The organism is Brevundimonas nasdae, assembly GCF_016654005.1.
Lineage (GTDB): Bacteria > Pseudomonadota > Alphaproteobacteria > Caulobacterales > Caulobacteraceae > Brevundimonas > Brevundimonas nasdae.
Map to the genome: position 1 here is coordinate 362,687 of NZ_JAEPWN010000001.1, position 20,851 is coordinate 383,537.

A 20,851-nucleotide genomic window follows, 5' to 3' on the forward strand; every position below is an offset into this window, starting at 1 on the left:
AGAGACGATATGCCGGCCATTCCCGAACGGGACGGATTGCTGAGCCATGGGCGGGACGCGAGCGGCCCGGCCCGACGCGCGGCGACGGTGACGCCCAGTGATGCGTCGGACCTGCCGAACTACGCCAAGGCGCTGTATGTCGGGGCGGCGGGCAATGTGCGCGTGCTGCCGACGGGGGCGCAGGATGCGGAGGCCGTGACCTTCGCCAACCATCCGACCGGCTGGCTGCCGGTGCAGGTGCGCCGGGTGCTGGCGACCGGCACCACGGCGGCCCAGATCGTGGCGGTGTTCGATTGAGCCTGCCGGTCAATGCGCGGACAGCAGCGGCAGGCGGTGCGCTGGCGCCCGCCCGGCCCGTGTTCGACAAGCCCGATCTGCCCCGCTGGTCGGCGGCGGTTCGAGCCATGCTGGCGGGGCAGAGGGACGCCCGGCTGCTGGTGATCGGCGACAGCGTGGCCCAGGGGTTCGGCGCCGTTTCCGGCGGATGGACGCCGGACGGGCGCGCCGCCGCCTGGCCCCGGCGGTTGGCGGACCTGATGCAGGCCGGGGGACTGCCTGCGTCGGCGGCGTCGGTGGCGGGGGCCGGTGCGGGTGATCTGGCGACCGGCGGCTATGGCGCCTATGACCCGCGCGTCAGTCTGGGCAGCGGTTGGAGCGTCACCACCCTGACCAGTCTGGGGGGCAAGCTGTTTTCGACCCCCGACTGGGGAGCCGATGTCTGGAGCTTTCAGCCGGACGGGCCGGTGGACAGGTTCGACGTCTATGCCGTGTGCAACACCCTGCTGGGCGTGATCGCGGTGGAGACGGACGGCGTGGAGCGCGGGATCATCGACACGATGAAGCCGCCCGCGCTGGAGCGGCATACGATCAGTTTCCCCGAGACGACGGGGCCGATCTCTCTGCGGCGACGGTCAGGCGGTGGAATCTTCATCGCGGGCGGGGTGGCGTGGAAGTCCGAACTGCGGCGGGTGCAGGTGATCAACGCGGGCTGGGGCGGCTCCAGGGTCGCGGACTGGACGACGACGGATCAGGTTTACCGCGCCTATGGCGGTCTGCCGACGGTGGGGGCGGACCTGACGGTGATCTGCCTGACCATCAACGACTGGAACAATGCGACGACGCCCGCCGCCTACAAGACGCAGATGGGCTTGCTGGTCGATCGGGCGTTGCTGAGCGGCGATGTGCTGATGATGACGGGGACGCCGTCGGACCCGGCGCAGGGCAAGGCGGCCTATCCGGCGCAGCAGGCGATTGCGGCGGCGGCCGTGGAGGTGGCGACGGCGAAGGGGCTGGCGGCGCCGATTGACGGGGCGGCCCTGTTTGGAGGCGGCTTCGCCCCCGGCCTGATGTTCGACGCCGTCCATCCCAATGCGGCGGGCCAGGCGCGGATCGCGGAGGCCGTAAAGGCGCGGGTGATGATCTGAGGTTGAGTCTGGATCGCGTCAGGTGTTAGCCGTGACGCATGGGGGGACGGTACGACAACATCCAGGTGTTGCGCTTCGTGGCGGCGGGTCTGGTCGTCACGGCCCATTCGGTCGATCTGGCGGTGACGCGGCTGGGGCTGGAGACGGTTCTGGCGGGCGGGGGGCTGGAGAATTTCGGCGCCGTGGGCGTCGACATCTTCTTCGTCATCAGCGGCTTCATCATTGCGACGACGACGCGCGGCCAGGCGGGACTGGCGGCTGCCGGGGGCTTCCTGTGGCGGCGGTTCCGAAGGGTGGCGCCGATCTACTGGCTGCTGTCCGTGCCGATCCTGATCGGGATGGCGCGGGGCGGGACGCTGAGCCCCGAGGTGGCGACCGCGACCTTTCTGTTCTGGCCGTTCAGCGGACTGAGCATGACGTTTCCCGCCCTGGGGCCGGGATGGAGTCTGTGTTTCGAGATGCTGTTCTACGCCGCGTTCGGGTTGGCCATCGTCGGCGGACGCCGGGTGGGATGGGCGCTGGTCGGGGCCTATCTGGCGATGATGGCGGCGGGTCTGGTTCTGGCGTCGCCGGTGCTGAGGTTTGTCGGGGCGCCGATTGTGCTGGAGTTCCTGCTGGGCGTCGGCGTCGCCTTGATCTGGCGGCGGCTGCCCCGACGGGCGGGCGTGTGGGCCGTGGGGCTGGCGCTGGCGGGGTTCGGACTGGGGCTGGTGTTCGGATACGGCGGCGTCGGCGGCGAGGCGGCGCTGAATGATCCGTGGACCGGCCTGATGCGGGCAGCTGTCTGGGGCCTGCCCAGCGGCCTGCTGGTGCTGGGTCTGGTGCGGATGGAGCGGATGTATCAGGCGCCGGGGCCGTGGCGGCGGCGCCTGATCTTCATGGGAGACGCCTCCTACGCCGTCTATCTGGTCCATGTGCTGGTGATCCGGGCGCTGGGGCGGCTGTTCGAGATGGCCGGGGTCAGCGCGCCGGGCGATGCGGTGGTGGTGTTGACGATCATCGCCAGTCTGGCGGCGGGCGCGGTGGTGCATCTGTGGGTCGAGACGCCGCTGCTGAGGCTGATGAGCGGAAATGCACCTGCGCCGCTTGATGCGAGGCTTCGTCGCCCGGTCGCGTAGGAATCTGGGGCGCAGACGAACCCTCATCCGGCCCTGCGGGCCACCTTCTCCCACAGGGGCAAGGGACAGGAATTTCAGGAGATTTTGATGGTTTCGATCCGATGGCCGTTCGGCCGATCGGCGCAGGCTTCTGCGCCCGAGGTCAAGGAGAGCCGGGCCGGGGCGGTGGTCGCCTTTTCCAGCGTGGGACGGGCGCGGTGGACGCCCAACGACTACGCCAGCCTGGCGCGCGAAGGCTATCAGAAGAATGCGGTGGCCTATCGCTGCATCCGCATGATCGCCGAGGCCGCCGCCGCCGCGCCCTTTGTGGTGTTCGTCGGCGGGGTGCGCGACGACAGCCACCCGCTGGCCAGGCTGATGCGTCGGCCCAACCCGGAGCAGTCGGGAGCCGAGCTGATGGAGGCGGTCTATGGCGCGCTGCAGGTGTCCGGCAACGCCTATGTCGAGGCGACCGGCGATGCCGACGGCGATGGGGCGCCGGACGAGTTGTGGGCGCTGCGGTCCGACCGGGTGAAGGTGGTGCCGGGCCGGTCGGGCTGGCCCGAGGCGTGGGACTATTCAGTCGACGGGCGCGCGGTGCGGATCGCGCGGGCGGCTGACGGATGGGCGCCGGTGATGCATCTGAAGCTGTGGCACCCGCTGGACGACTGGTACGGGCTGTCGCCGCTGGAGGCGGCGGCGCAGGGTGTGGACGCGCACAATGCGTCGGGCGCCTGGAACAAGGCCATGCTGGACAATGCGGCCCGGCCCAGCGGGGCGCTGGTTTACGGCGCGCGGGACGGAGAGCGGCTGACCGACAGTCAGTTCGAGGCGCTGAAGGACCAACTTTCAGGTGTCTACTCCGGCGCGGCCAACGCCGGGCGGCCGATCCTGCTGGAAGGCGGCATGGACTGGAAACCGCTGAGCCTGACGCCCGCCGAGATGGATTTTGTCGCCGGCAAACATGCGGCGGCGCGCGAGATCGCCCTGGCCTTCGGGGTGCCGCCCCAGCTGCTGGGGGCGCCGGGAGATTCGACCTACGCCAACTATCGCGAGGCCAATGCGGCCTTCTGGCGCCAGACGGTGATCCCGCTGGTCAGGAAGGCGGCGGGGGCGATGACGGGCTGGCTGGGCGAGCGGTTCCCCGATTGCGATATCCGGGCCGATCTGGACGCCGTGCCCGCGCTGCAGCCTGAACGCGACGCTCTGTGGGCGCGGCTGGAGGCGGCCAGCTTCCTGACTGAGGACGAGCGGCGCCAGATGGCGGGGCTGGGGCGTTGAGTGACGAGTGACGAGTGGTCAGTGGCGAGAAGATGATGGGTGAAGGCGACGCGGTCGCCTCGTCGCGCCACTCTTCCTGGCCGCTTCAAGGGAGGCGATAATGACCGAACATCACATCCGGCGCGTGCCAACGGCGCTGCTGATAGCGGTGGTTGTGCAGACGGTGGGCGGACTGGTCTGGGCCGGAGGCGCGGCTGCGCGGATTGCGACGCTGGAGCAGCGGGTCGGGGAGCAGAGGCTGGTCGCCGAGCGGCTGGCGCGGCTGGAGACGCAGGGCGAGGCGACGGCGGCGGCTGTGGAGCGGATCGAGCGGCGATTGGAGGGCGCGAGATGAGCGGCGAGCAGCGAAGGACGAGTGGTGAAGATGAAATCAGAGCGGCGGGAGGAACTGGTCGCCCGTCACTCGCCACGCGTCACTCGCCACTAAATATCGAAGGCTACGCCTCCCTGTGGGGCGTGGCGGACCTGAACGGGGACGTGGTGCAGGCGGGCGCCTTCGCCGACAGTCTGGCGCGGACGGGCGCGCAAGGGGTGCGGATGCTGAGCCAGCATGACGCCCGCACGGTCGTCGGGGTGTGGCAGGACATCGTTGAGGACGAACGCGGCCTGTTCGTGCGCGGACGGATCGAAGACTGGTCCGCCGAGGCCCGCTTCGCCGCCGCCCTTAGCCGGGCAGGCGCAATGGACGGCCTGTCCATCGGCTATCGCACCGCGCGGTCGCGGCGCCAGGGGCGGCTGCGGGTGCTGAGCGGGGTGGACCTGTGGGAGGTGTCGCTGGTGACGTTTCCGATGCTGCCGGGCGCGCGGTTCAGGCCTTCCCAGGGGGCGGGGCGGTCAAGGGGGTAAGCGTCACTGGCGGCGGCGAGTCCGTCGTTTCGCCCCGCAGTTGGCCGGCGACGACGCGGACGGCGACGGGGCGACCGTCATCCGAACGCCTGGGATGAAAGAAAAGACCAAACATGTGCGCTCCGGTTGTCCGCCCGACATGGGGCGGTGGTTCTGGATTGCAAGGCGAAGCGGGCGTTCAGCGCGGTTTGAGGGTCTGGAAGACGCCCTGGCGGTCCAACTGATCGGCGAAATTGGCCATCACCGCGCGGCCCTTCTTGCCGTGGATGAGGCGCAGTCCCCAGAAGGCGACGATGATGGCGAATATCCAGCCGGTGTGCAGCGTGGCCCTGACGAACAGGACGAAGATCAGGGCGAGGGCGTATGCGCCCAGATAGACCAGGGCCAGCCGTCCCGCCGCCGAAGTCGACGGGTCCGACAGGCCCGCCAGCATTTCTGCAAAACCAGGGGGTGTGGCGGTGTGGGGCGCGGGCTCGGAGGCGACGGCGTGCGCCTGGTCCTGAGGCCTTGAGCGAGGCTGGGGTTGGGCCGCGGGCTGGGTTTGGCGTTTCGGTTTGGCGACGGCTGGTTCCGGCGCGCGTCGGGCGGGGTGGTAAAGGACGGACCGGCCCTGTTCATCCACGATGAAGACATCACCGAAGGGAAAAGTGGCGAAGTCCAGGCCGCGCGTGTCCTGACTATAGCTTTGGCCGTGCAGGGCCGTCAGCCGCCCTTGCCGCAGTTCGATCTGGAAGCCGACAGGATCAGGCAGGTCGCCGACCATGACATGAACCGTGCCGAACAGGCCGGTGGCGTCGGGATTGTCGGTGCGTCGGTTCGGATCGGCGTTGAACTGGGCGTACAGGCCCGCGCCGGTGTTGCGGCGCAGACCGACCGAGCCCGAGGCGATCTGGGCCGCCAGATCGGGCACGCTGTCGCCCATCTGCCAGACCATGGCGTCCAGGACGGCGCTTTCGAGGGGCGTCAGGTGGGCCATCACTAGATCAACGCGTAGAGGGAAAGGGATGGCGGCCGGTTTTCTTGGCCGTGGTGACGTAATGATCGTGCATCTGGCGCAGCGATAGCCATTGGCCGATCAGGAGCGCCACGCCCATCAGAGTGAAGAAGACCGGCCAGTAGGTCAGAGGCAGGGGGCGGTTCAGCCACTGAGACAGCCGCCCCAGCGGGTCTGTGATCGTGGATATGAACACCAGCGATCCGATCGCCAACAGGAACAGTACGTCGATCAGGACAGAAATCAGGCGGGGAACCGGCCCGCCCCAGTTGACGACAAGCGACTGTAGGAATGGCGGCAGGCTTTCGATGGGCGGTTGTTCGTCGATGCGCAGAAACTGGCCGACCGGCACGGGATCGGGCCGATCCGACATCTGCAAGCGATGTAGAACCGGCAGGGCGCGGTTGCGTGCGCGTTGTGCGGGCCATTGCAGCCAGCCGATGAGGAAGGCGATCAGGGCTGGAACGAATGGAAGCAGCTTCAGCAGCCAGTTCTCCTCGTCGAGAGTGATGAACTGCGAGTTTGTGGCGAGGGCGAACACGGTCAGCATCCCTAGCGGCAGCAGGCCCCAGAACAGCTTGAACAGCCAGGAACGCCGAAGCGCGTTCAACAATTTCGGGGACGTGCGGGTCACGCCCCGACCCTAACCGCAAACTGCGGTTCTTCAACCGGAGACATCATGAAAGAGACCAAACAGGCTTCCGCCTCGCCGGAAGCGCGCGCCGCCATGCATGAGATGATGGCCGCGTTCGAGGCGTTCAAAGGGGCGAATGACGCCCGTCTGGGCGAGATCGAGAAGAAGGCCTGCGCCGATACGCTGCTGGAGGAGAAGGTGGCGCGCATCGACCAGGCGGTGGCGGCGGCCCAGTCGCGTCTGGACCGGGTGATGAGCCAGAACCGTCGTCCGCTCATCGGCGGCGAACCCATTGAACCGGCGGCTGCGCCGGAGGCCAAGGCGGCGTGGGACGGCTATCTGAAGACGGGTCACTCCCCTCAATTGGCGCACGGTCTGGAGACCAAGGCGGGCCTGTCCAGCGGCGCGACCTCGGGCGGCTATGTCGTGCCGTATGAGACTGAGCGGGCCATCGAGCGTCGCCTGATGGCGGCGTCGCCGATGCGTGAGATCGCCACGGTCCGCACGGTGGCGGCGGGCGTGTTCAGAAAGCCGGTCTCGACGGCGGGCGTGGCCTCGGGCTGGGTGGCGGAGACGGCCGCGCGCCCCGAGACGGACCCGGCGACCCTGGCCCTGCTGGAGTTCCCGTCGGCGGACCTGTACGCCAATCCCGCGGCGACCCAGGCCCTGCTGGACGACGCCATGGTCGATCTGGACGAATGGCTGGCCGCCGAGGTCGAGGACGCCTTTGCGGCGCAGGAGACCCAGGCCTTCGTCAACGGCGACGGGACCAACAAGCCGCGCGGCTTCCTGAGCTATGCGACGGTGGCGGATGCGGGTCAGACCTGGGGGCAGATCGGCTATGTCGCCTCGGGCGCGGCGGGTGGTTTTGCGACGACCAGCCCGGCGGACAAGCTGATCGACCTGATCTATGCGCCCAAGGCCCAGTACCGTCCGAACGGCCGTTTCGTGATGAACCGCAAGACGGTGTCCAGCGTGCGCAAGTTCAAGGACGCGGACGGCAACTACATCTGGCAGCCGGCGACGCGGCTGGGCGAGACGGCGTCCCTGCTGGGCTATCCGGTCACCGAGATCGAGACCATGCCGGATGTGGCGGCCAACAGCCTGTCGATCGCGTTCGGCGATTTCCAGCGCGGCTATCTGATCGTGGATCGGGCGGGGGTGCGGGTGCTGCGCGATCCCTATTCGGCCAAGCCCTATGTGCTGTTCTACACGACCAAGCGCGTAGGCGGCGGGGTGCAGAACTTTGACGCCATCAAGGTGATGAAGTTCGCGGCCGCCTGACGGCGGCAGTGATGAGCAGCGAGTGGCGAGTGGCGAGAGCCGCTCGCCCATTCGTTCGATGACCAACCGGCGATGTGCGGCATTGATTAGGGCGATGCTCGTCGCTCGTCACACGCCACTCGCCACTATCGAGCAAAGCGAGATTTCCATGGCCGCACCGGTGACGCTGGCGGAGGCGAAGCTGTTTTTGCGCGTCGAGCATGAGGCCGAGGACGGTCTGATCCAGACGCTGATCGAGGCGGCCAGGGCGCGGGTGGAGGGGGATGTGGGGCTGAGCCTGACGTCGACCTCGCCCGCGCCGCTGCGGCTGGCGATCCTGATGCTGGCGTTGAGGGCCTATGAGCGGGGCGAGCCGGAGATGGCGATGGCCCCGGTCGAGGCCTGGCTGGCGCCTTACCGCGTGGTGCGGCTGTGAGGGTGCTGGCCGGGCTGTATCGGGTGGTGGAGGCCGAGACGCCTTATGGCGGGCGCAGCGTGACGTTCGAGGCGGTCGGATCGACCTGGCTGAAGTGCGGAGCGCGCAGACGGGGCGAACGCGGCGACGGCGACCAGAGGCGCGTGACCGAGAGCCTGACGGCGGAGGCGCGCGACGATCCGCGTCTGGCCGTCGGGCGGGTGCTGAGGTTCGGCGGCGCGGACTGGGCCGTGATGACGGTCGAAGACCTGCGGCCCGGTCGGACGAAGCTGGGACTGGAGCGGACGCGATGATCAATCATGAGAACGCGCTGCAGAAGGCGATGCTGGCGGCGCTGAAGGCGGATGTGGCGACCGACGCGCTGCTGGGCGGACGGATCTGGGATCAGGCGCCGGAGGATGCGGACCTGCCGCATCTGGTCATCGGGCGTTGCGACAGCCGCCCGGTGGCAGCGGACGGATGCGGGGTCGAACAGACCCTGACCCTGACCGGCGTGTCGCGGTTCGCAGGAACGCAAGAGGCCAAGGCGGTCGCGGCGGCGGTGCGCGCCTGTCTGCATGAAGGCCGTCTGGAGGCGGACGGGGTGCGGACGGTGTCGCTGCGCGTGACCGCCAGCGAGGTGTTTCGCGCGGGCGACGGACGACGGACCTGGGCGGTGGTGCGGCTGAGAGCCGTGACGGAAGAAACGGGAGAGAACTGATGGCGGCACAGGCGGGCAAGGATGTCTTGCTGAAGATCGAGGGCGCGCCCGAGACGTCTCCGGGCGTGTTCACGACGGTGGCGGGGCTGCGGGCGCGGACCATTTCGCTGAATGCGAAGACAGTCGATGTGACCGACGGCGACAGCGCCGGGCGGTGGCGCGAACTGCTGGCGGGGGCGGGCGTGAAGTCGGCGGCGGTGTCGGGGCAGGGCATATTCCGCGACGCGGCGTCGGACGCCTTGGTGCGCGAGGCCTTCTTTGATCAGGCGGCGAAACGCTGGCGGCTGGTGGTGCCGGACTTCGGCGTGCTGGAGGGGCCGTTCCTGGTGGCGGCGCTGGAATACGCGGGAGAACATGAGGGGGAGGCGACCTTCGCCCTGAGCCTGGCCAGCGCAGGCGCCATCGGGTTCAGCGCGATCTGATGGCGGCGAACGGGGTGAGGGGCGAGGTCGAGGTCGTTCTGGGCGGCGAAAGGCGTCGGGTCTGTCTGACGTTGGGGGCGCTGGCGGAGATCGAGACGGGTCTGGGCGTCGCCGGTCTGGCGGCTGTGGCGGCGCGGATGAAGGCGCTGTCGGCGTGCGATCTGCTGATCGTTCTGGCGGCCCTGCTGCGCGGGGGCGGCGAGGGGCAGGCGGCGGATCAGCTGGGTGAATCAATGATTGATTTGCGCGAAGCGGCTCAGGCTGTGGCCCTGGGCTTCGCGGCGGCGGCTGCGTGATCCTGCACGCTGTGACGCCGTGGGGCGCGATGCTGAGGATCGCCGCCCAGATCGGCGTGCCGCCGGACGCCTTCTGGCGGCTGTCGCTGAAGGAATGGCGGATGCTGAACGAGGCGCCAGGCGGGACGACGCCCATGGGGCGGCAGGCCTTGAAGCAACTGATGGAGGACTGGCCCGATGGCGGATGACACCCGGCGCATGGACGACGTGGCGCAGAAGACGGCGGAGGCCGCAGCGGCGCTGGAGGCGCTGAAGGCCCCGGCGGAGAACGCCGCCGACGCCATCGAGACGGCGTTCGGACGGGCGGGCAGCAGTTTGGCCCGGTCGCTGGCGCGGGCGGCGTCGGACGGAGAGGTGTCGCTGTCGGAACTGGCGCGGGCGGTGCTGAACGCGGTCAATGCGGCGGCGGGCGCCAAGGGTGGCTTGAGCGGCGCGATCCAGGCGGCGATGAGCAGTTTCGGCGGGGCGCGAGCGGACGGCGGGCCGGTGTTGGGCGGCGGGGCCTATCTGGTCGGAGAGCGCGGGCCGGAGGTGTTTCGTCCAGCGTCAGGCGGGGCCATCGAACCGGTCGGCGGCGGTGCGGGCGTGACGGTCAATGTGTCGGTGGACGGCGGGGTTCCGGCCCTGCTGCGATCAGAGGCGCAGGTGGCGCAGATGCTGGCGCGGGCCGTCAGTCTGGGTGCGCGCCGGATGTAGAAACGCCGCCCCGTTTTCACGAGGCGGCGCTGAAGAGCTTAGAGGCCCTTGGGGTTCGGGCCGTAGCGGTTTTCGCCCGGCTGGCTGTCGACCAGGCCGATCCACAGCAGGAAGGCCAAACCGACCAGACCGGCCAGGGCGAACAGGCCGAATGCCGGACCCATCAGACCCAGGACGGCCGCAGGGTTGTTCTCGATATAGCTTTCGGACATGCCGCTGGCCATGATTCCACCGAAGAAGATGACGCCGCCGACGATGCTGAGCACCAGCCCGATGGCGTAGGGGGCGAGCACGAACCAGCCGCTCTTGCCCATGTCATGCAGGCGCTTCACCGAAATGGCGACATTGGCCCAGATGGTGGCCAGAGACGCCACGAAGCCGATCAGCGGGATCCAGCCCAGCACGACGTTGATGCCAAAGATGATCAGCACGCCGATCCAGAAATGCGAGCGGCGCAGGCGGCCGTCGAACTGGAGCAGGGCGTATTTGAAATCAAAGCCCGTGCCGGCGGGAATGGGCGCAACGCCTGCCACGCCGGTCGATGTGGGGGCGCCGGCCAGGATCAGGATCTGGGTGGCGATCTCGCCCTCAGGCACGAAGTCCACGCGGACGCCTGCAGCGGGGACAGCAGGGGATTTCAGTGCCTCGGACGTGAAGCTGTAGCGCGCACCGTCGTCGCCGCTGATCAGCCCGGCGCCGGAGGTGGAATCATAACTGAGAATTTCGCCACGCAAACGTGTCGCTCCTGAAAACTAGAACGGCTGGGGGTCGCCGTACGCGCAGCATGAACGACGGGCGCATTTTGAACAAGATGTCGCAGGGGCCGCCAGTCGAAACGCGGCGCCCGCAGCCTGTCTGTGTCCAGCCGCACGACGGCGTAATGGAAATGGTGAAGATGACTGCATTTCATGAAGTGCGCCTGCCTGCACGGCTGGCGTTCGGATCGACCGGCGGGGTCGAGCGCCGGACCGAGATTGCGACCCTGGCGTCGGGGCACGAGCGGCGTTCGACGCCCTGGGCGCTGGGGCGCAGGCGGTATCTGATCGGGGCGAACCTGAGGTCGCTGGACGACATGGCGGAGCTGACCGCCTTCTTCGAGGCGCGACGTGGGCGCCTGCACGGGTTCCGGTTCAAGGATTTTGCGGATTTCAAATCCTGCAGGCCGGGCGGCGTGGCGGCGCCGACGGACCAGACGCTGGGTGCGGGCGACGGCGCGCGAAAGACGTTTCAGTTGATCAAGCGATACGGCGATGTCGAGCGGCCCATAACCAAGCCGGTCGCGGGATCGGCGCGGGTGGCGCTGAACGGGGTCGAGACGACCGGGTTCACGGTTGATGCGGCGACCGGACAGGTGATGCTGAACAGCGCGCCGGGTGCGGGCGTGGCGGTGACGGCGGGTTTCCACTTCGACACCCCGGTGCGGTTCGACAGCGACCGGATCGAGACCACGCTGGAGAGTTTTGAAGCCGGTCGGATGGCGGCGGTTCCTCTGATTGAGGTCAGGGGCTGAGCCATGAGAGATGTGCCGGATGAGATGGCCGCCCGCATCGAGAGCGGGGCGGCGATGCTTTGCCATGTCTGGCGGCTGAGGCGGGCGGATGGGACGGTGATGGGGTTCACCGATCACGACCGCGATCTGGAGATGGACGGGACCCTGTGCCGGGCCTCCACCGGCTGGACGGCGGGGGCGGGCGACGGCGCGGTCGGACTGGCGGCGGGATCGGCGTCGGCGGCGGGGGCGCTGGATGATGCGGCGATCACCGAGGCCGACGTGGCGGCGGGGCTCTATGACGGGGCGTCGGTCGAGCTGTGGCGCGTGGACTGGTCAGAGCCGAGCCTGAAGGTGCGGTTGTGGAGCGGGACTCTGGCCTCAATCCGACGCGAGGCCGGGGCCTTTGTCGCGGAACTGGAAGGGCCGCTGGCCAGGCTGGAGCGGGTGGTCGGGCGGACCTATGGGCGGATGTGCGACGCACGGCTGGGCGACGCGCGGTGCGGGGTGGCGAACGTGGCGGGCCGGACCTGCGACAAGCGCTGGGCCACCTGCGTCGGGACGTTCGGGAATGGGGTGAATTTTCGCGGTTTTCCCGACGTGCCGGGCGACGACTTCCTGACGGCCTATCCGGCGGGCGGCGCGCGCAATGACGGCGGGAGCAGGCGGTGAGCGGGCCTGTGGTCGCCGCCGCGCGAGGATGGCTGGGCACGCCCTATCGGCATCAGGCCAGCATGAAGGGCGTGGGCGCGGACTGTCTGGGGCTGGTGCGCGGGGTGTGGCGCGAGGTGACGGGCGAGGAGCCGGAGACGGTTCCGGCCTATTCGGCGGACTGGGCCGAGGTGGGGGGCGAGGAAACGCTGCTTGAGGCGGCGGGGCGGTGGCTGAAGCCGGTTCCGATGACGGCGATGCAGGCGGGCGACGTGCTGCTGTTCCGCATGTCGCCGGGGGCGGCGGTGAAACACTGCGCCATCCTGAGCGATCCCGGCGGGCCGGAGCCGAGGATGATCCACGCCTACTGGGGACGGGCGGTGGTCGAAAGCTGGATGGGCATGTGGTGGCGAAGACGGCTGGCGGCCGTGTTCCGGTTTCCCGAGGAGATGTGAATGGCGCAAGTCGTACTGAGCGCGGTCGGGCAGGCGGTCGGCGGCGGCGTCGGGCGGGTGATCGGATCGACCCTGGGGCGGGTGATCGACAACCGGGTGATCGGATCGCTGGGCCCGGCGCGCCAGATCGGGCCGCGTCTGGAGGCGCTGAAGGTGCAGGGCACGGCCGAGGGCGCGCCGATGGCCTGCGTCTTCGGGCGGGCGCGGGTGACGGGTCAGGTGATTTGGGCCGCGCGGTTCCTGGAGGCGAAGAACAAGGGGCGGGCGGGCAAGGGCGGGCCGAAGACGGTTGACTACGCCTATTCGCTGAGTTTCGCCGTGGCCCTGTGCGAGGGCGAGATCGACGGAGTCGGCCGGGTCTGGGCCGATGGGCGGCTGATGGACATGAACGGCGTCGTGATGCGGGTGCATCGCGGGGGCGAGGCCCAGACGCCGGACCCGCTGATTGAAGCTGTCGAAGGGGCCGCCCCGGCCTATCGCGGCACGGCCTATGTGGTGTTCGAGGATCTGCCGCTGGCGCCGTTCGGTGACCGGGCACCGCAGCTGAGTTTCGAGGTGTTCAAACGTCCGCGCGGTCGGACACCGCGTCTGGAGGACCGTCTGGAGGGGGTGTGCCTGATCCCCGGCGCGGGCGAGTTCGCCCTGGCCACCCAGGCGGTGGTGCGGCGCGAAGGCCTCACGCGGACGGCGGTCGAGAATGTGCACAACGGCGAGGGGCGGGCGGACCTGCTGGTGTCGCTGGATCAGTTGCAGGCGCAGGCGCCGAACCTGAAACGGGTCAGTCTGGTGGTCGGCTGGTTCGGGGACGACCTGCGGGCGGGACAGTGCCGGATCAGGCCCGGCGTCGAACGGCGCGACAAGCCGACCCAGCCGATGGTCTGGTCCGTGGCGGGGGTGCAGCGGCATCAGGCCTATCAGGTCAGTGCGGTCGACGGGGCGCCCGCCTATGGCGGCACGCCGTCCGACGACAGCGTGCGTCAGGCGATCCGGGCGCTGAAGGCGCGGGGGCTGGAGGTGACGCTGTATCCCTTCGTCTTCATGGACTGCCCCGGCTATCCGTGGCGGGGGCGGATTGCGGGCGACGACGGGGCGCAGGCGATGGGCCAGATCGCAGAGCTGTTCGGGACGGCGGACGGCTGGGGCCTGCGGCGGATGGCGCTGCACTATGCGCGGATCGCGGCGGAGGAAGGGGCGGACGGCCTGCTGATCGGATCAGAGATGCGGGGCGTGACCTGGACGCGGGATGCGGCGGGCGGCTTTCCTGCGGTGCAACAGTTCCGGACGCTGGCGGCGGAATGCCGGGCGGTGGTCGGGACGGGGGTGAAGCTGTCCTACGCCGCCGACTGGAGCGAATATTTCGGGCGGCAGGCGGGTGGGGAGGTGGTGTTCCACCTCGATCCGCTGTGGGCGGACGTCAACATCGATTACGTCGCCATCGACTGGTATCCGCCGCTGAGCGACTGGCGGGCGGGCGACGGCGGCGTGGATGCGGCGGCGTGGAAGGGGGCGGATGATCCGGCCTATCTGGCGGCGGGCGTGGCGGGCGGCGAGGGGTTCGACTGGTATTACGCCAGCGATGCGGACCGGACGGCGCAGGTGCGGACGCCGATCGTCGACGGGGCGCACGGTGAGCACTGGCTGTTCCGGCCCAAGGACCTGAAGGGGTGGTGGTCGAACCGGCACCATGACCGGCCGGGCGGGGTGCGGAAGGCGACGCCGACGGACTGGGGTCCGGGGATGAAGCCGGTGCGCCTGTCGGAGTTCGGCTGTGCGGCTGTGGACCGGGGCGGCAATGCGCCGAACCTGTTCCAGGACCCGAAGAGCAGCGAGAACGCCTTGCCGCCGGGATCGACCGGCGCGCGCGACGACGGCGTGCAGCGGGCGGCGCTGGAAGCGGTTTTGGGCCATTATGCCGAGCCGCAGAACAACCCGGTGTCGGCGGTCTATGGCGGGCGGATGCTGGAGGCGGCGGACGCCTGGTGCTGGGACGCGCGGCCCTGGCCTGCGTTTCCGGCGCGCGGAGATGTCTGGGCCGATGCGGGCGCATGGCGGGCGGGGCATTGGCTGAACGGGCGGCTGTCGGGCGATGGGCGCGACCTGATCGAGGCGGTGTTGAGACGCGGCGGTCTGACGGCGGATGAGTTTTCGGTTCAGGGCGTGCAAGGGGCGGCGTCCGGCTATCTGCTGGATCGCCCGATGCGGACGCGGGATGCATTGGAGCCTTTGCTGGCGGCGTTTGATGCGGTCTGCGCGGAACGCGACGGGCGGGTGGCGGTGCTGGGGCAGGTCGAGACGGCGCTGACCCTTCAGGATGCAGCCCTGGCCCTGCCGGACAAGGGCGGGTCGGAGGCGGCGACGCGCAGCCTGGAGCCGCGCGCAGGCGTGGCGCGGGTGCGCTTCATCGACGAGACGGCGGATTATCAGACCGGGGCGGTGGTGCTGCGCTCGGACGATGCGGGGGCGACTGGGGGCGGGATCGATCTGGACCTGCCGGTAGTGTGCGGCGGGGGACTGGCGCGGGCGGCGGCGATGCGGGCCTTGGAGGGCGCGTCGGCGGATCGTTCGGTGCTGGCGCTGGGGCCGTTGGAGACGCTGCGGCTGGAGCCGGGGGATGTGGTGAAACGGGCCGGGCGCGCGGGCGACTGGCGCGTGACGCGGCTGGAGTTGGACGAGGCGCCGTCGGCGACGCTGGAGCCGGTGGTGCGGCGCGGGACGCCCGAGGACGACGACGGCTGGCGCGGGGGCGAGGCGCCTGCGGTGATCGGCGCGCCCTTCTTCTGCCTGCTGGACCTGCCGCCGCTGATGGGGCGCGAGGAGGATGCAAGGCCGCTGGCCGCGGCGGCGGTTGAGCCGTGGCGCACGATGCGGCTCCACGCCGGGGCGTCGCGCGAAACCCTGACGGCGCGGGCGGATATGGAGACGCCAGCGCTGGTCGGGACGCTGGTTCAGCCTGTGTCGCCAGGGGTTCGTCACCGCTGGGACGAGGTCAATGCGGTGGTGGTGCGTCTGGAAGGCGGGGCGGCGGAAAGCGCGCTGGCGTCGGCGGTGCTGGGCGGCGCCAACGCCCTGGCGGTCGAGACGGCGGCGGGGTGGGAGATCGTGCAATACCGGAAGGCGGCGCTGATCGGGCCAGGAGCGTGGCGGCTGACGGGTCTGTTGCGCGGGCAGCGGGGGACGGAGGTCGAGATGCGGTCTGGCGCGGAGGCCGGGGCGGTCGTGGTGGTGCTGGACGACCGGCTGGCGCGGGCGGAGATCGGGCGGAACGAGCGCGGCCTGCCGCTGATCTGCCGCACCGGACCGGCGGGGGCGGCGCCGGGCGGGGACGGGGTCAGCGAGATCGGATTCACGCCGATGGGGCTTCACGCCCGCCCCTGGTCGCCCGCGAGCCTGAAGATCGAGGCGGTCGGCGGCGGGGTGAAGGTGATCTGGACGGCGCGGACGCGTCTGTATGGCGACAGCTGGGAAGGAGAGCCTGCGCCTGCGGATCCGCTGCGATTCCGGGTGGTGGTGCGCGACGGGACGGTCGTGCGGCGGATGATGGAGGTTGAGGGGAACACCGTCCGCTATGCTGCAGAGGACATGGCGGCGGACTTTCCGGGCGGGGTGACGCTTGCTGCGCGGATCGCCGTGGCCCAGTGGGGCGAGGGGTTCGGCTGGGGCGTCGAGGCGGAAATCGCCCTGGCCTGACGATTATGCCGGGTTCGGCCCTTTGCGCGGGCGGGGGCATGGCTTAACTGACAGCCACTCTTGGTTTTCAGTTGGAGCGACAACGGACGTGGCAGGCGACCCCTATAAGGAACTGGGCGTTTCAAAGGGCGCGAGCGCGGACGAGATCAAGAAGGCGTTCCGCAAGCTGGCCAAGGAGCTGCACCCCGACAAGAACCCCGGCGACAAGATCACCGAGGACAAGTTCAAACGGGTGACGGCCGCCTTCGACATCCTGGGCGACAAGGACAAGCGCGCCAAATACGACGCGGGCCAGATCGACAGTGACGGCAATGAACAGCATCGCGGCTTTGGCGGGGGGCGGCCTGGCGGCAATCCGTTCGGCCAGGGCGGCGGGATGGGCGGCGGCTTCGGCGGCGGACCCGGCGGGCGCGCCAATTTCGAAGGCGTCGATCTGGACGACCTGTTCGGCATGTTCGGCGGATCGGGCCGTCAGCGCGGCGCGCGAGACTTCTCCTCACGCGGGCAGGATGTGAAGGCGACGCTGGACATCAGTCTGGAAGACGCCATCGCGGGCGCCACGCGGCGCATCCAGTTCTCGGACGGACGCACGCTGGACGTGACCATCCCCAAGGGGGCGTCCGAAGGCCAGACCATCCGCCTGCGCGGACAGGGCGCGCCGGGACGCGGGGCTGAGAACGGCGACGCCCTGATCGAACTGAGGATCGAGAACCACCCGATCTATAAACGCGACGGCGCGGACCTGACGATGGACCTGCCGGTGTCGGTTCCCGACGCGGTGCTGGGCGCCAAGGTGCGCGTGCCGACGCCCGAGGGCGTGGTGCAGATGACGATCCCGGCGGGGTCGAACTCTGGCAAGGTGCTGCGCCTGAAGGGGCGCGGGGCGTTCGCCCAAGGCAAACGCGGCGACCTGCTGGCCAAGCTGGCGGTGACCCTGCCCGATGAGCCGGATACGGAGCTGACCAGGTTCGCCGAGGACTGGCGCGCCAAGCGGCCCTATACGCCGGGACGCTGAAGCCCAACACCGCCTCGGGGGAGACGAAGATGACGATTGCAAAGCCTGATGTGCGGCCGGCGCGGCCCTGGTTCTCGTCCGGGCCGACGGCGAAACGACCCGGCTACAGCCTGGGAGCCTTGCCGCAGGAGTTGCTGGGACGCGGCATCCGCGCGCCCGAGGTGGTGGAGCGTTTCGCCCACGGCCTGCGCCGCACGCGCGAGGTGCTGCAGGTCCCGGACAGCCATGTGCTGCTCTATACGCCGGGGTCCGACACGGGTGCGGTCGAGGCGGCGCTGTGGGGAATGCTGGGCCAGCGGCCCGTGCAGGTGGTCGCCTTCGAGAATTTCGGCCTGACCTGGCTGGCGGACGTGAAAGACCATCTGGGGCTGGAGCCGGAGGCGCTGACGGCGCCGTGGGGCGATCTACCGGACCTGTCGAATGTGGACTGGTCAAAGGATGTGGTCTTTCCGTGGAACGGCACGACCTCGGGCGTGCGCGTGCCGAACGCGGACTGGATCGCCGACGACCGCGGGGGGCTGGCGATCTGCGATGCGACCTCGGCGGCGTTCGCGATGCCTCTGCCCTATGACAAGCTGGATGTGGTGACCTTCAGCTTCCAGAAGGCGCTGGGCGGCGAGGCGGGCATCGGGGTGATGGTGCTGTCGCCGCGCGCGGTCGAGCGGCTGGACACATACCGACCTGACCGGCCCATTCCCAAGGTCCTGCGGATCACGGACGGCAAGGGGTTTGATCGCGCCCTGGCCGACGGGGTGGCGATGAACACCTTCTCGATCCTGACCATCGAGGACTGGATCGACGCCCTGGACTGGGCGGAAAGCGTCGGCGGTCTGGAGGAGCTGATCCGCCGCACGGACGCCAATTATGCAGCCCTGAACGAATGGGTGGCGCGCACGCCGTGGGTCGACTTCCTGCCCGAGCGACCGGAGGTGCGGTCGACCACTTCGGTTTGCCTGAAGTTCATAGATGCGCGGATTGCGGCGCTGGACGACAAGGCCAAAAAGGCCTTCGTCACGCGGTTCAAGGCCCTGCTGGAAGGCGAGGGGGCGGTGTTCGACATGGAGCCGCACCGGAATGCGCCCCCGGGCCTGCGTCTATGGTGCGGCTGCACCGTCGAGACGGCGGATGTCGTGGCGGCGACGCCGTGGCTGGAATGGGCGTTCGAGACGGCGGCCAGCGAACTGGCCGCATAATTCCGCACGGATGGGGCGACTTCTGATGATTCAGGAGTTATAGGCTCCCACCGCATTCTGAATTGCGGAGAAACGATCTTGGCGAACGTCGCGGTAGTCGGCGCCCAATGGGGCGACGAGGGCAAGGGCAAGATCGTGGACTGGCTGTCCAATCGCGCCGACATGGTGGTGCGGTTCCAGGGCGGCCACAATGCGGGCCATACGCTGGTCGTTGACGGCAAGGTCTATAAGCTGGCGCTGCTGCCTTCGGGCGTGGTGCAGGGCAAACCCTCGATCATCGGCAATGGGGTGGTGGTCGATCCCTGGCATCTGGTCGGCGAGATCGAGAAAATCCAGGCGCAGGGCGTGGCGATCACGCCCGACATCCTGACCATCGCCGACAACGCCTGTCTGATCCTGCCGATCCACCCCGCATTGGACGTGGCGCGCGAAGCCGCCGCCAGCGCGCCGGGCGCCAAGATCGGCACGACCGGACGCGGCATCGGCCCGGCCTATGAGGACAAGGTGGGCCGTCGCGCCATCCGCGTCTGCGACCTGGCCAATGAAGACGACCTGAAGGTCAAGATCGACCGTCTGCGCTCGCACCACGATCCGCTGCGGGCGGGTCTGGGGCTTGAGCCGATCGATCCGGAAGCGCTGCTGGCGCAACTGCTGGAGATCGCGCCGAAAATCCTGCCTTACGTGAAGCCCGGCTGGCGCGTGCTGGATCAGGCGCAGAAGGACGGCAAACGCGTGCTGTTCGAGGGGGCGCAGGGCGCCTTCCTGGACGTGGATCACGGCACCTATCCCTATGTGACCAGTTCCAACACCGTGTCGGGACAGGCAGCGGCGGGTTCGGGCATCGGCCCGCGCGGCGTCGGCTATGTGCTGGGCATCGTGAAGGCCTATACGACCCGCGTGGGCGAGGGGCCGTTCGCCTGCGAACTGAACGACGAAGTCGGAGAGCATCTGGCGACCGTAGGGCGTGAAGTCGGGGTGAACACGGGACGCGCGCGCCGCTGCGGCTGGTTCGACGCCGTGTTGGTGCGTCAGTCGGTGGCCATCAACGGCATCGACGGCATCGCCCTGACCAAGCTGGACGTGCTGGATGGGTTGAAGACGCTGAAGATCTGCGTCGGTTACAAGGTGGATGGCGAGGTGCTGGATTATTTGCCCAGCAGCCTGAAGGCCCAGGCCGCCGCCGAGCCGGTGTTCGAGGAACTGGAAGGTTGGAGCGAAAGCACCGCCGGGGTCCGCAGCTTCAAGGACATCAACGCCCACGCCATCAAATATGTGCGCCGGATCGAGGAACTGATCGGCGCGCCGGTGGCTCTGCTGTCGACCAGCCCTGAGCGGGACGATACGATCCTGATGCGCGATCCCTTCCAGGGCTAGGGGCCGCGAAAACCTCGGAGTGATTCAACGGCTCTTAACCGGCAGAGGTTAAGGTTACGGCGCAAAGGAGCCGAGCCGTGTTCACTGCTGACGTCAAGACGCTGAATCGTATCGCGCCGGCTGTGCGTCGGGTGGTTCTTGTCGAGCCTAATCCTTCGGCGGCCCGTCTGATGACGGACATCATGAAGGGGCTGGGCGCGCGCGAGGTCTATGTGGACGGCGACGAGGATCGGGCGCTGGAACTGGTGCGCGACGCCGAGCCGGGCATCATCTTCATGGAGCGGGCGGGCCCCAGCCTGAATGGCGAGAGCCTGGCGCGGCGCATTCGTCGGTCGCATATGGTCAGCCGCATGGCGCCGATCATCATGGTGACGGCCGAAGCCACCGCCGGCGCCATCAAGGGCGCGCGCGATGCGGGCGTTCACGAGTTTTTGCGCAAGCCCTTCACGACGGGCGACCTGTTCAAGCGGGTCGAGAATGTCGCCTTGAAGCCCCGTCCGTGGGTGGAGGCCGTGGGCTATGTCGGGCCGGATCGTCGGCGGTTCAACTCGGGCGAATACGCCGGGGCGAAGAAGCGCAAGGGCGACGCCTCGTCCGGGTCTGCGGTCGATATCCGGGATCAGGCCACGCGGATTCTGGTTGCGGCCATGAGCCAGTTTGACCAGGATCCGATGCAGGCGACGCGCGCCATCCGCCAGCAGGCCGAGACGCTGAAGGCGGTCGGCGCCAAGATCGGCGACGCCAAGCTGGCGATCGCTGCGGCCGGACTAGAGGGTTATCTGGCGTCGGGGCCGTCGACCAAGGCGGGTCTGGCCCAACCGGTCGGCGCCATTCTGGCGCTGGGGCAGCCCGCGCCTGTCGCGCGGGCGTCCTAGAGAGGATCAGCGCGCTTCACGCC

Annotated in this window: 25 protein-coding genes; 22 read left to right on the forward strand and 3 right to left on the reverse strand. The window is 69.1% G+C overall.

Annotated features, from left to right (window positions below):
• Positions 1–9 precede the first annotated feature (9 nt).
• The 6 genes from JKF87_RS01805 (at position 10) to JKF87_RS01830 (ending at position 4,648) form a co-directional block, all read left to right on the forward strand.
• Positions 10–297: a spike base protein, RCAP_Rcc01079 family gene (locus tag JKF87_RS01805; RefSeq protein ID WP_201096755.1), complete on the forward strand. Its 288-nt coding sequence runs from the start codon at positions 10–12 to the stop codon at positions 295–297.
• A complete protein-coding gene (locus JKF87_RS01810) occupies positions 294–1,424 on the forward strand; it encodes an SGNH/GDSL hydrolase family protein (protein ID WP_201096757.1) in 1,131 nt (376 codons plus the stop codon). Before JKF87_RS01805 ends, JKF87_RS01810 begins: the two co-directional genes overlap by 4 nt.
• Positions 1,425–1,462: 38 nt before the next feature.
• Entirely contained in the window at positions 1,463–2,542 is a 1,080-nt protein-coding gene (locus JKF87_RS01815; RefSeq protein WP_201096759.1) for an acyltransferase family protein, read from the forward strand.
• 87 nt (positions 2,543–2,629) lie between these two features.
• The gene (locus tag JKF87_RS01820; protein ID WP_201096761.1) at positions 2,630–3,802 is read left to right on the forward strand and encodes a phage portal protein; all 1,173 of its coding nucleotides are present in this window, start codon (positions 2,630–2,632) and stop codon (positions 3,800–3,802) included.
• A gap of 100 nt (positions 3,803–3,902) precedes the next feature.
• Complete coding sequence (locus JKF87_RS01825; protein WP_201096762.1) at positions 3,903–4,136, forward strand: hypothetical protein; 234 nt, start codon at positions 3,903–3,905, stop codon at positions 4,134–4,136.
• The gene (locus tag JKF87_RS01830; protein WP_201096763.1) at positions 4,133–4,648 is read left to right on the forward strand and encodes an HK97 family phage prohead protease; all 516 of its coding nucleotides are present in this window, start codon (positions 4,133–4,135) and stop codon (positions 4,646–4,648) included. The genes JKF87_RS01825 and JKF87_RS01830 overlap by 4 nt, the downstream gene beginning before the upstream one ends.
• Before the next feature lie 178 nt (positions 4,649–4,826).
• Here the strand turns inward: JKF87_RS01830 and JKF87_RS01835 are convergent, their stop codons facing one another.
• The gene (locus tag JKF87_RS01835; protein WP_201096764.1) at positions 4,827–5,624 is read right to left on the reverse strand and encodes a hypothetical protein; all 798 of its coding nucleotides are present in this window, start codon (positions 5,622–5,624) and stop codon (positions 4,827–4,829) included.
• A 7-nt stretch (positions 5,625–5,631) separates the two neighbouring features.
• Positions 5,632–6,276, reverse strand: a complete 645-nt coding sequence (locus tag JKF87_RS01840) for a hypothetical protein (protein ID WP_201096765.1) — start codon at positions 6,274–6,276, stop codon at positions 5,632–5,634.
• A gap of 45 nt (positions 6,277–6,321) precedes the next feature.
• On the opposite strand from JKF87_RS01840, the gene JKF87_RS01845 reads away from it, so the two are divergent.
• The 8 genes from JKF87_RS01845 (at position 6,322) to JKF87_RS01880 (ending at position 10,089) form a co-directional block, all read left to right on the forward strand.
• Positions 6,322–7,560 (forward strand): phage major capsid protein, encoded by a 1,239-nt coding sequence (locus JKF87_RS01845; RefSeq protein WP_201096766.1) that lies wholly within the window; start codon positions 6,322–6,324, stop codon positions 7,558–7,560.
• Between the two features lie 148 nt (positions 7,561–7,708).
• Positions 7,709–7,975, forward strand: coding sequence for a head-tail connector protein (locus tag JKF87_RS01850; RefSeq protein WP_201096767.1), 267 nt, complete (start codon positions 7,709–7,711; stop codon positions 7,973–7,975).
• Positions 7,972–8,268 (forward strand): phage head-tail adapter protein, encoded by a 297-nt coding sequence (locus tag JKF87_RS01855; protein WP_201096768.1) that lies wholly within the window; start codon positions 7,972–7,974, stop codon positions 8,266–8,268. Before JKF87_RS01850 ends, JKF87_RS01855 begins: the two co-directional genes overlap by 4 nt.
• Positions 8,265–8,675, forward strand: coding sequence for a DUF3168 domain-containing protein (locus tag JKF87_RS01860; RefSeq protein ID WP_236261025.1), 411 nt, complete (start codon positions 8,265–8,267; stop codon positions 8,673–8,675). The genes JKF87_RS01855 and JKF87_RS01860 overlap by 4 nt, the downstream gene beginning before the upstream one ends.
• The gene (locus JKF87_RS01865) at positions 8,675–9,097 is read left to right on the forward strand and encodes a phage major tail protein, TP901-1 family (RefSeq protein WP_201096770.1); all 423 of its coding nucleotides are present in this window, start codon (positions 8,675–8,677) and stop codon (positions 9,095–9,097) included. The genes JKF87_RS01860 and JKF87_RS01865 overlap by 1 nt, the downstream gene beginning before the upstream one ends.
• Positions 9,097–9,393: a GTA-gp10 family protein gene (locus JKF87_RS01870; protein WP_201096771.1), complete on the forward strand. Its 297-nt coding sequence runs from the start codon at positions 9,097–9,099 to the stop codon at positions 9,391–9,393. Before JKF87_RS01865 ends, JKF87_RS01870 begins: the two co-directional genes overlap by 1 nt.
• Positions 9,390–9,581, forward strand: coding sequence for a phage tail assembly chaperone (locus JKF87_RS01875; RefSeq protein WP_307417223.1), 192 nt, complete (start codon positions 9,390–9,392; stop codon positions 9,579–9,581). Before JKF87_RS01870 ends, JKF87_RS01875 begins: the two co-directional genes overlap by 4 nt.
• Positions 9,571–10,089: a phage tail tape measure C-terminal domain-containing protein gene (locus JKF87_RS01880; protein ID WP_201096772.1), complete on the forward strand. Its 519-nt coding sequence runs from the start codon at positions 9,571–9,573 to the stop codon at positions 10,087–10,089. The genes JKF87_RS01875 and JKF87_RS01880 overlap by 11 nt, the downstream gene beginning before the upstream one ends.
• A 38-nt stretch (positions 10,090–10,127) precedes the next feature.
• Here JKF87_RS01880 and JKF87_RS01885 read toward each other — a convergent pair whose 3' ends face one another.
• Positions 10,128–10,823 (reverse strand): DUF805 domain-containing protein, encoded by a 696-nt coding sequence (locus tag JKF87_RS01885; protein WP_201096773.1) that lies wholly within the window; start codon positions 10,821–10,823, stop codon positions 10,128–10,130.
• Between the two features lie 161 nt (positions 10,824–10,984).
• Here JKF87_RS01885 and JKF87_RS01890 point away from each other — a divergent pair, with 161 nt between their 5' ends.
• The 8 genes from JKF87_RS01890 (at position 10,985) to JKF87_RS01925 (ending at position 20,828) form a co-directional block, all read left to right on the forward strand.
• Complete coding sequence (locus JKF87_RS01890; RefSeq protein WP_201096774.1) at positions 10,985–11,599, forward strand: DUF2460 domain-containing protein; 615 nt, start codon at positions 10,985–10,987, stop codon at positions 11,597–11,599.
• A 3-nt stretch (positions 11,600–11,602) separates the two neighbouring features.
• Positions 11,603–12,250 (forward strand): baseplate hub domain-containing protein, encoded by a 648-nt coding sequence (locus tag JKF87_RS01895; RefSeq protein ID WP_201096775.1) that lies wholly within the window; start codon positions 11,603–11,605, stop codon positions 12,248–12,250.
• On the forward strand, positions 12,247–12,684 hold the full coding sequence (locus JKF87_RS01900) for an NlpC/P60 family protein (protein WP_201096776.1): 438 nt from the start codon (positions 12,247–12,249) through the stop codon (positions 12,682–12,684). Before JKF87_RS01895 ends, JKF87_RS01900 begins: the two co-directional genes overlap by 4 nt.
• A complete protein-coding gene (locus JKF87_RS18465) occupies positions 12,685–16,371 on the forward strand; it encodes a baseplate multidomain protein megatron (RefSeq protein ID WP_201096778.1) in 3,687 nt (1,228 codons plus the stop codon).
• A gap of 88 nt (positions 16,372–16,459) precedes the next feature.
• Positions 16,460–17,386: a DnaJ C-terminal domain-containing protein gene (locus JKF87_RS01910; protein WP_201096780.1), complete on the forward strand. Its 927-nt coding sequence runs from the start codon at positions 16,460–16,462 to the stop codon at positions 17,384–17,386.
• 29 nt (positions 17,387–17,415) lie between these two features.
• Entirely contained in the window at positions 17,416–18,579 is a 1,164-nt protein-coding gene (locus JKF87_RS01915; protein ID WP_201096782.1) for a phosphoserine transaminase, read from the forward strand.
• A gap of 78 nt (positions 18,580–18,657) precedes the next feature.
• Positions 18,658–19,953, forward strand: coding sequence for an adenylosuccinate synthase (locus tag JKF87_RS01920; RefSeq protein ID WP_201096784.1), 1,296 nt, complete (start codon positions 18,658–18,660; stop codon positions 19,951–19,953).
• Between the two features lie 77 nt (positions 19,954–20,030).
• Complete coding sequence (locus JKF87_RS01925; RefSeq protein WP_201096786.1) at positions 20,031–20,828, forward strand: response regulator; 798 nt, start codon at positions 20,031–20,033, stop codon at positions 20,826–20,828.
• Positions 20,829–20,851: the final 23 nt, after the last annotated feature.

What these genes read in the sequence shown, in the direction of transcription:
- JKF87_RS01870 (WP_201096771.1), top strand. Translation starts at nt 9,097, where the DNA reads ATGGCGGCGAACGGGGTGAGGGGCGAGGTCGAGGTCGTTCTGGGCGGC.
- JKF87_RS01890 (WP_201096774.1), top strand. Translation starts at nt 10,985, where the DNA reads ATGACTGCATTTCATGAAGTGCGCCTGCCTGCACGGCTGGCGTTCGGA.
- JKF87_RS01895 (WP_201096775.1), top strand. Translation starts at nt 11,603, where the DNA reads ATGAGAGATGTGCCGGATGAGATGGCCGCCCGCATCGAGAGCGGGGCG.
- JKF87_RS01805 (WP_201096755.1), top strand. Translation starts at nt 10, where the DNA reads ATGCCGGCCATTCCCGAACGGGACGGATTGCTGAGCCATGGGCGGGAC.
- JKF87_RS01820 (WP_201096761.1), top strand. Translation starts at nt 2,630, where the DNA reads ATGGTTTCGATCCGATGGCCGTTCGGCCGATCGGCGCAGGCTTCTGCG.
- JKF87_RS01850 (WP_201096767.1), top strand. Translation starts at nt 7,709, where the DNA reads ATGGCCGCACCGGTGACGCTGGCGGAGGCGAAGCTGTTTTTGCGCGTC.
- JKF87_RS01880 (WP_201096772.1), top strand. Translation starts at nt 9,571, where the DNA reads ATGGCGGATGACACCCGGCGCATGGACGACGTGGCGCAGAAGACGGCG.
- JKF87_RS01835 (WP_201096764.1), bottom strand. Translation starts at nt 5,624, where the DNA reads ATGGCCCACCTGACGCCCCTCGAAAGCGCCGTCCTGGACGCCATGGTC.
- JKF87_RS01865 (WP_201096770.1), top strand. Translation starts at nt 8,675, where the DNA reads ATGGCGGCACAGGCGGGCAAGGATGTCTTGCTGAAGATCGAGGGCGCG.
- JKF87_RS01915 (WP_201096782.1), top strand. Translation starts at nt 17,416, where the DNA reads ATGACGATTGCAAAGCCTGATGTGCGGCCGGCGCGGCCCTGGTTCTCG.
- JKF87_RS18465 (WP_201096778.1), top strand. Translation starts at nt 12,685, where the DNA reads ATGGCGCAAGTCGTACTGAGCGCGGTCGGGCAGGCGGTCGGCGGCGGC.
- JKF87_RS01830 (WP_201096763.1), top strand. Translation starts at nt 4,133, where the DNA reads ATGAGCGGCGAGCAGCGAAGGACGAGTGGTGAAGATGAAATCAGAGCG.
- JKF87_RS01815 (WP_201096759.1), top strand. Translation starts at nt 1,463, where the DNA reads ATGGGGGGACGGTACGACAACATCCAGGTGTTGCGCTTCGTGGCGGCG.
- JKF87_RS01860 (WP_236261025.1), top strand. Translation starts at nt 8,265, where the DNA reads ATGATCAATCATGAGAACGCGCTGCAGAAGGCGATGCTGGCGGCGCTG.
- JKF87_RS01845 (WP_201096766.1), top strand. Translation starts at nt 6,322, where the DNA reads ATGAAAGAGACCAAACAGGCTTCCGCCTCGCCGGAAGCGCGCGCCGCC.
- JKF87_RS01825 (WP_201096762.1), top strand. Translation starts at nt 3,903, where the DNA reads ATGACCGAACATCACATCCGGCGCGTGCCAACGGCGCTGCTGATAGCG.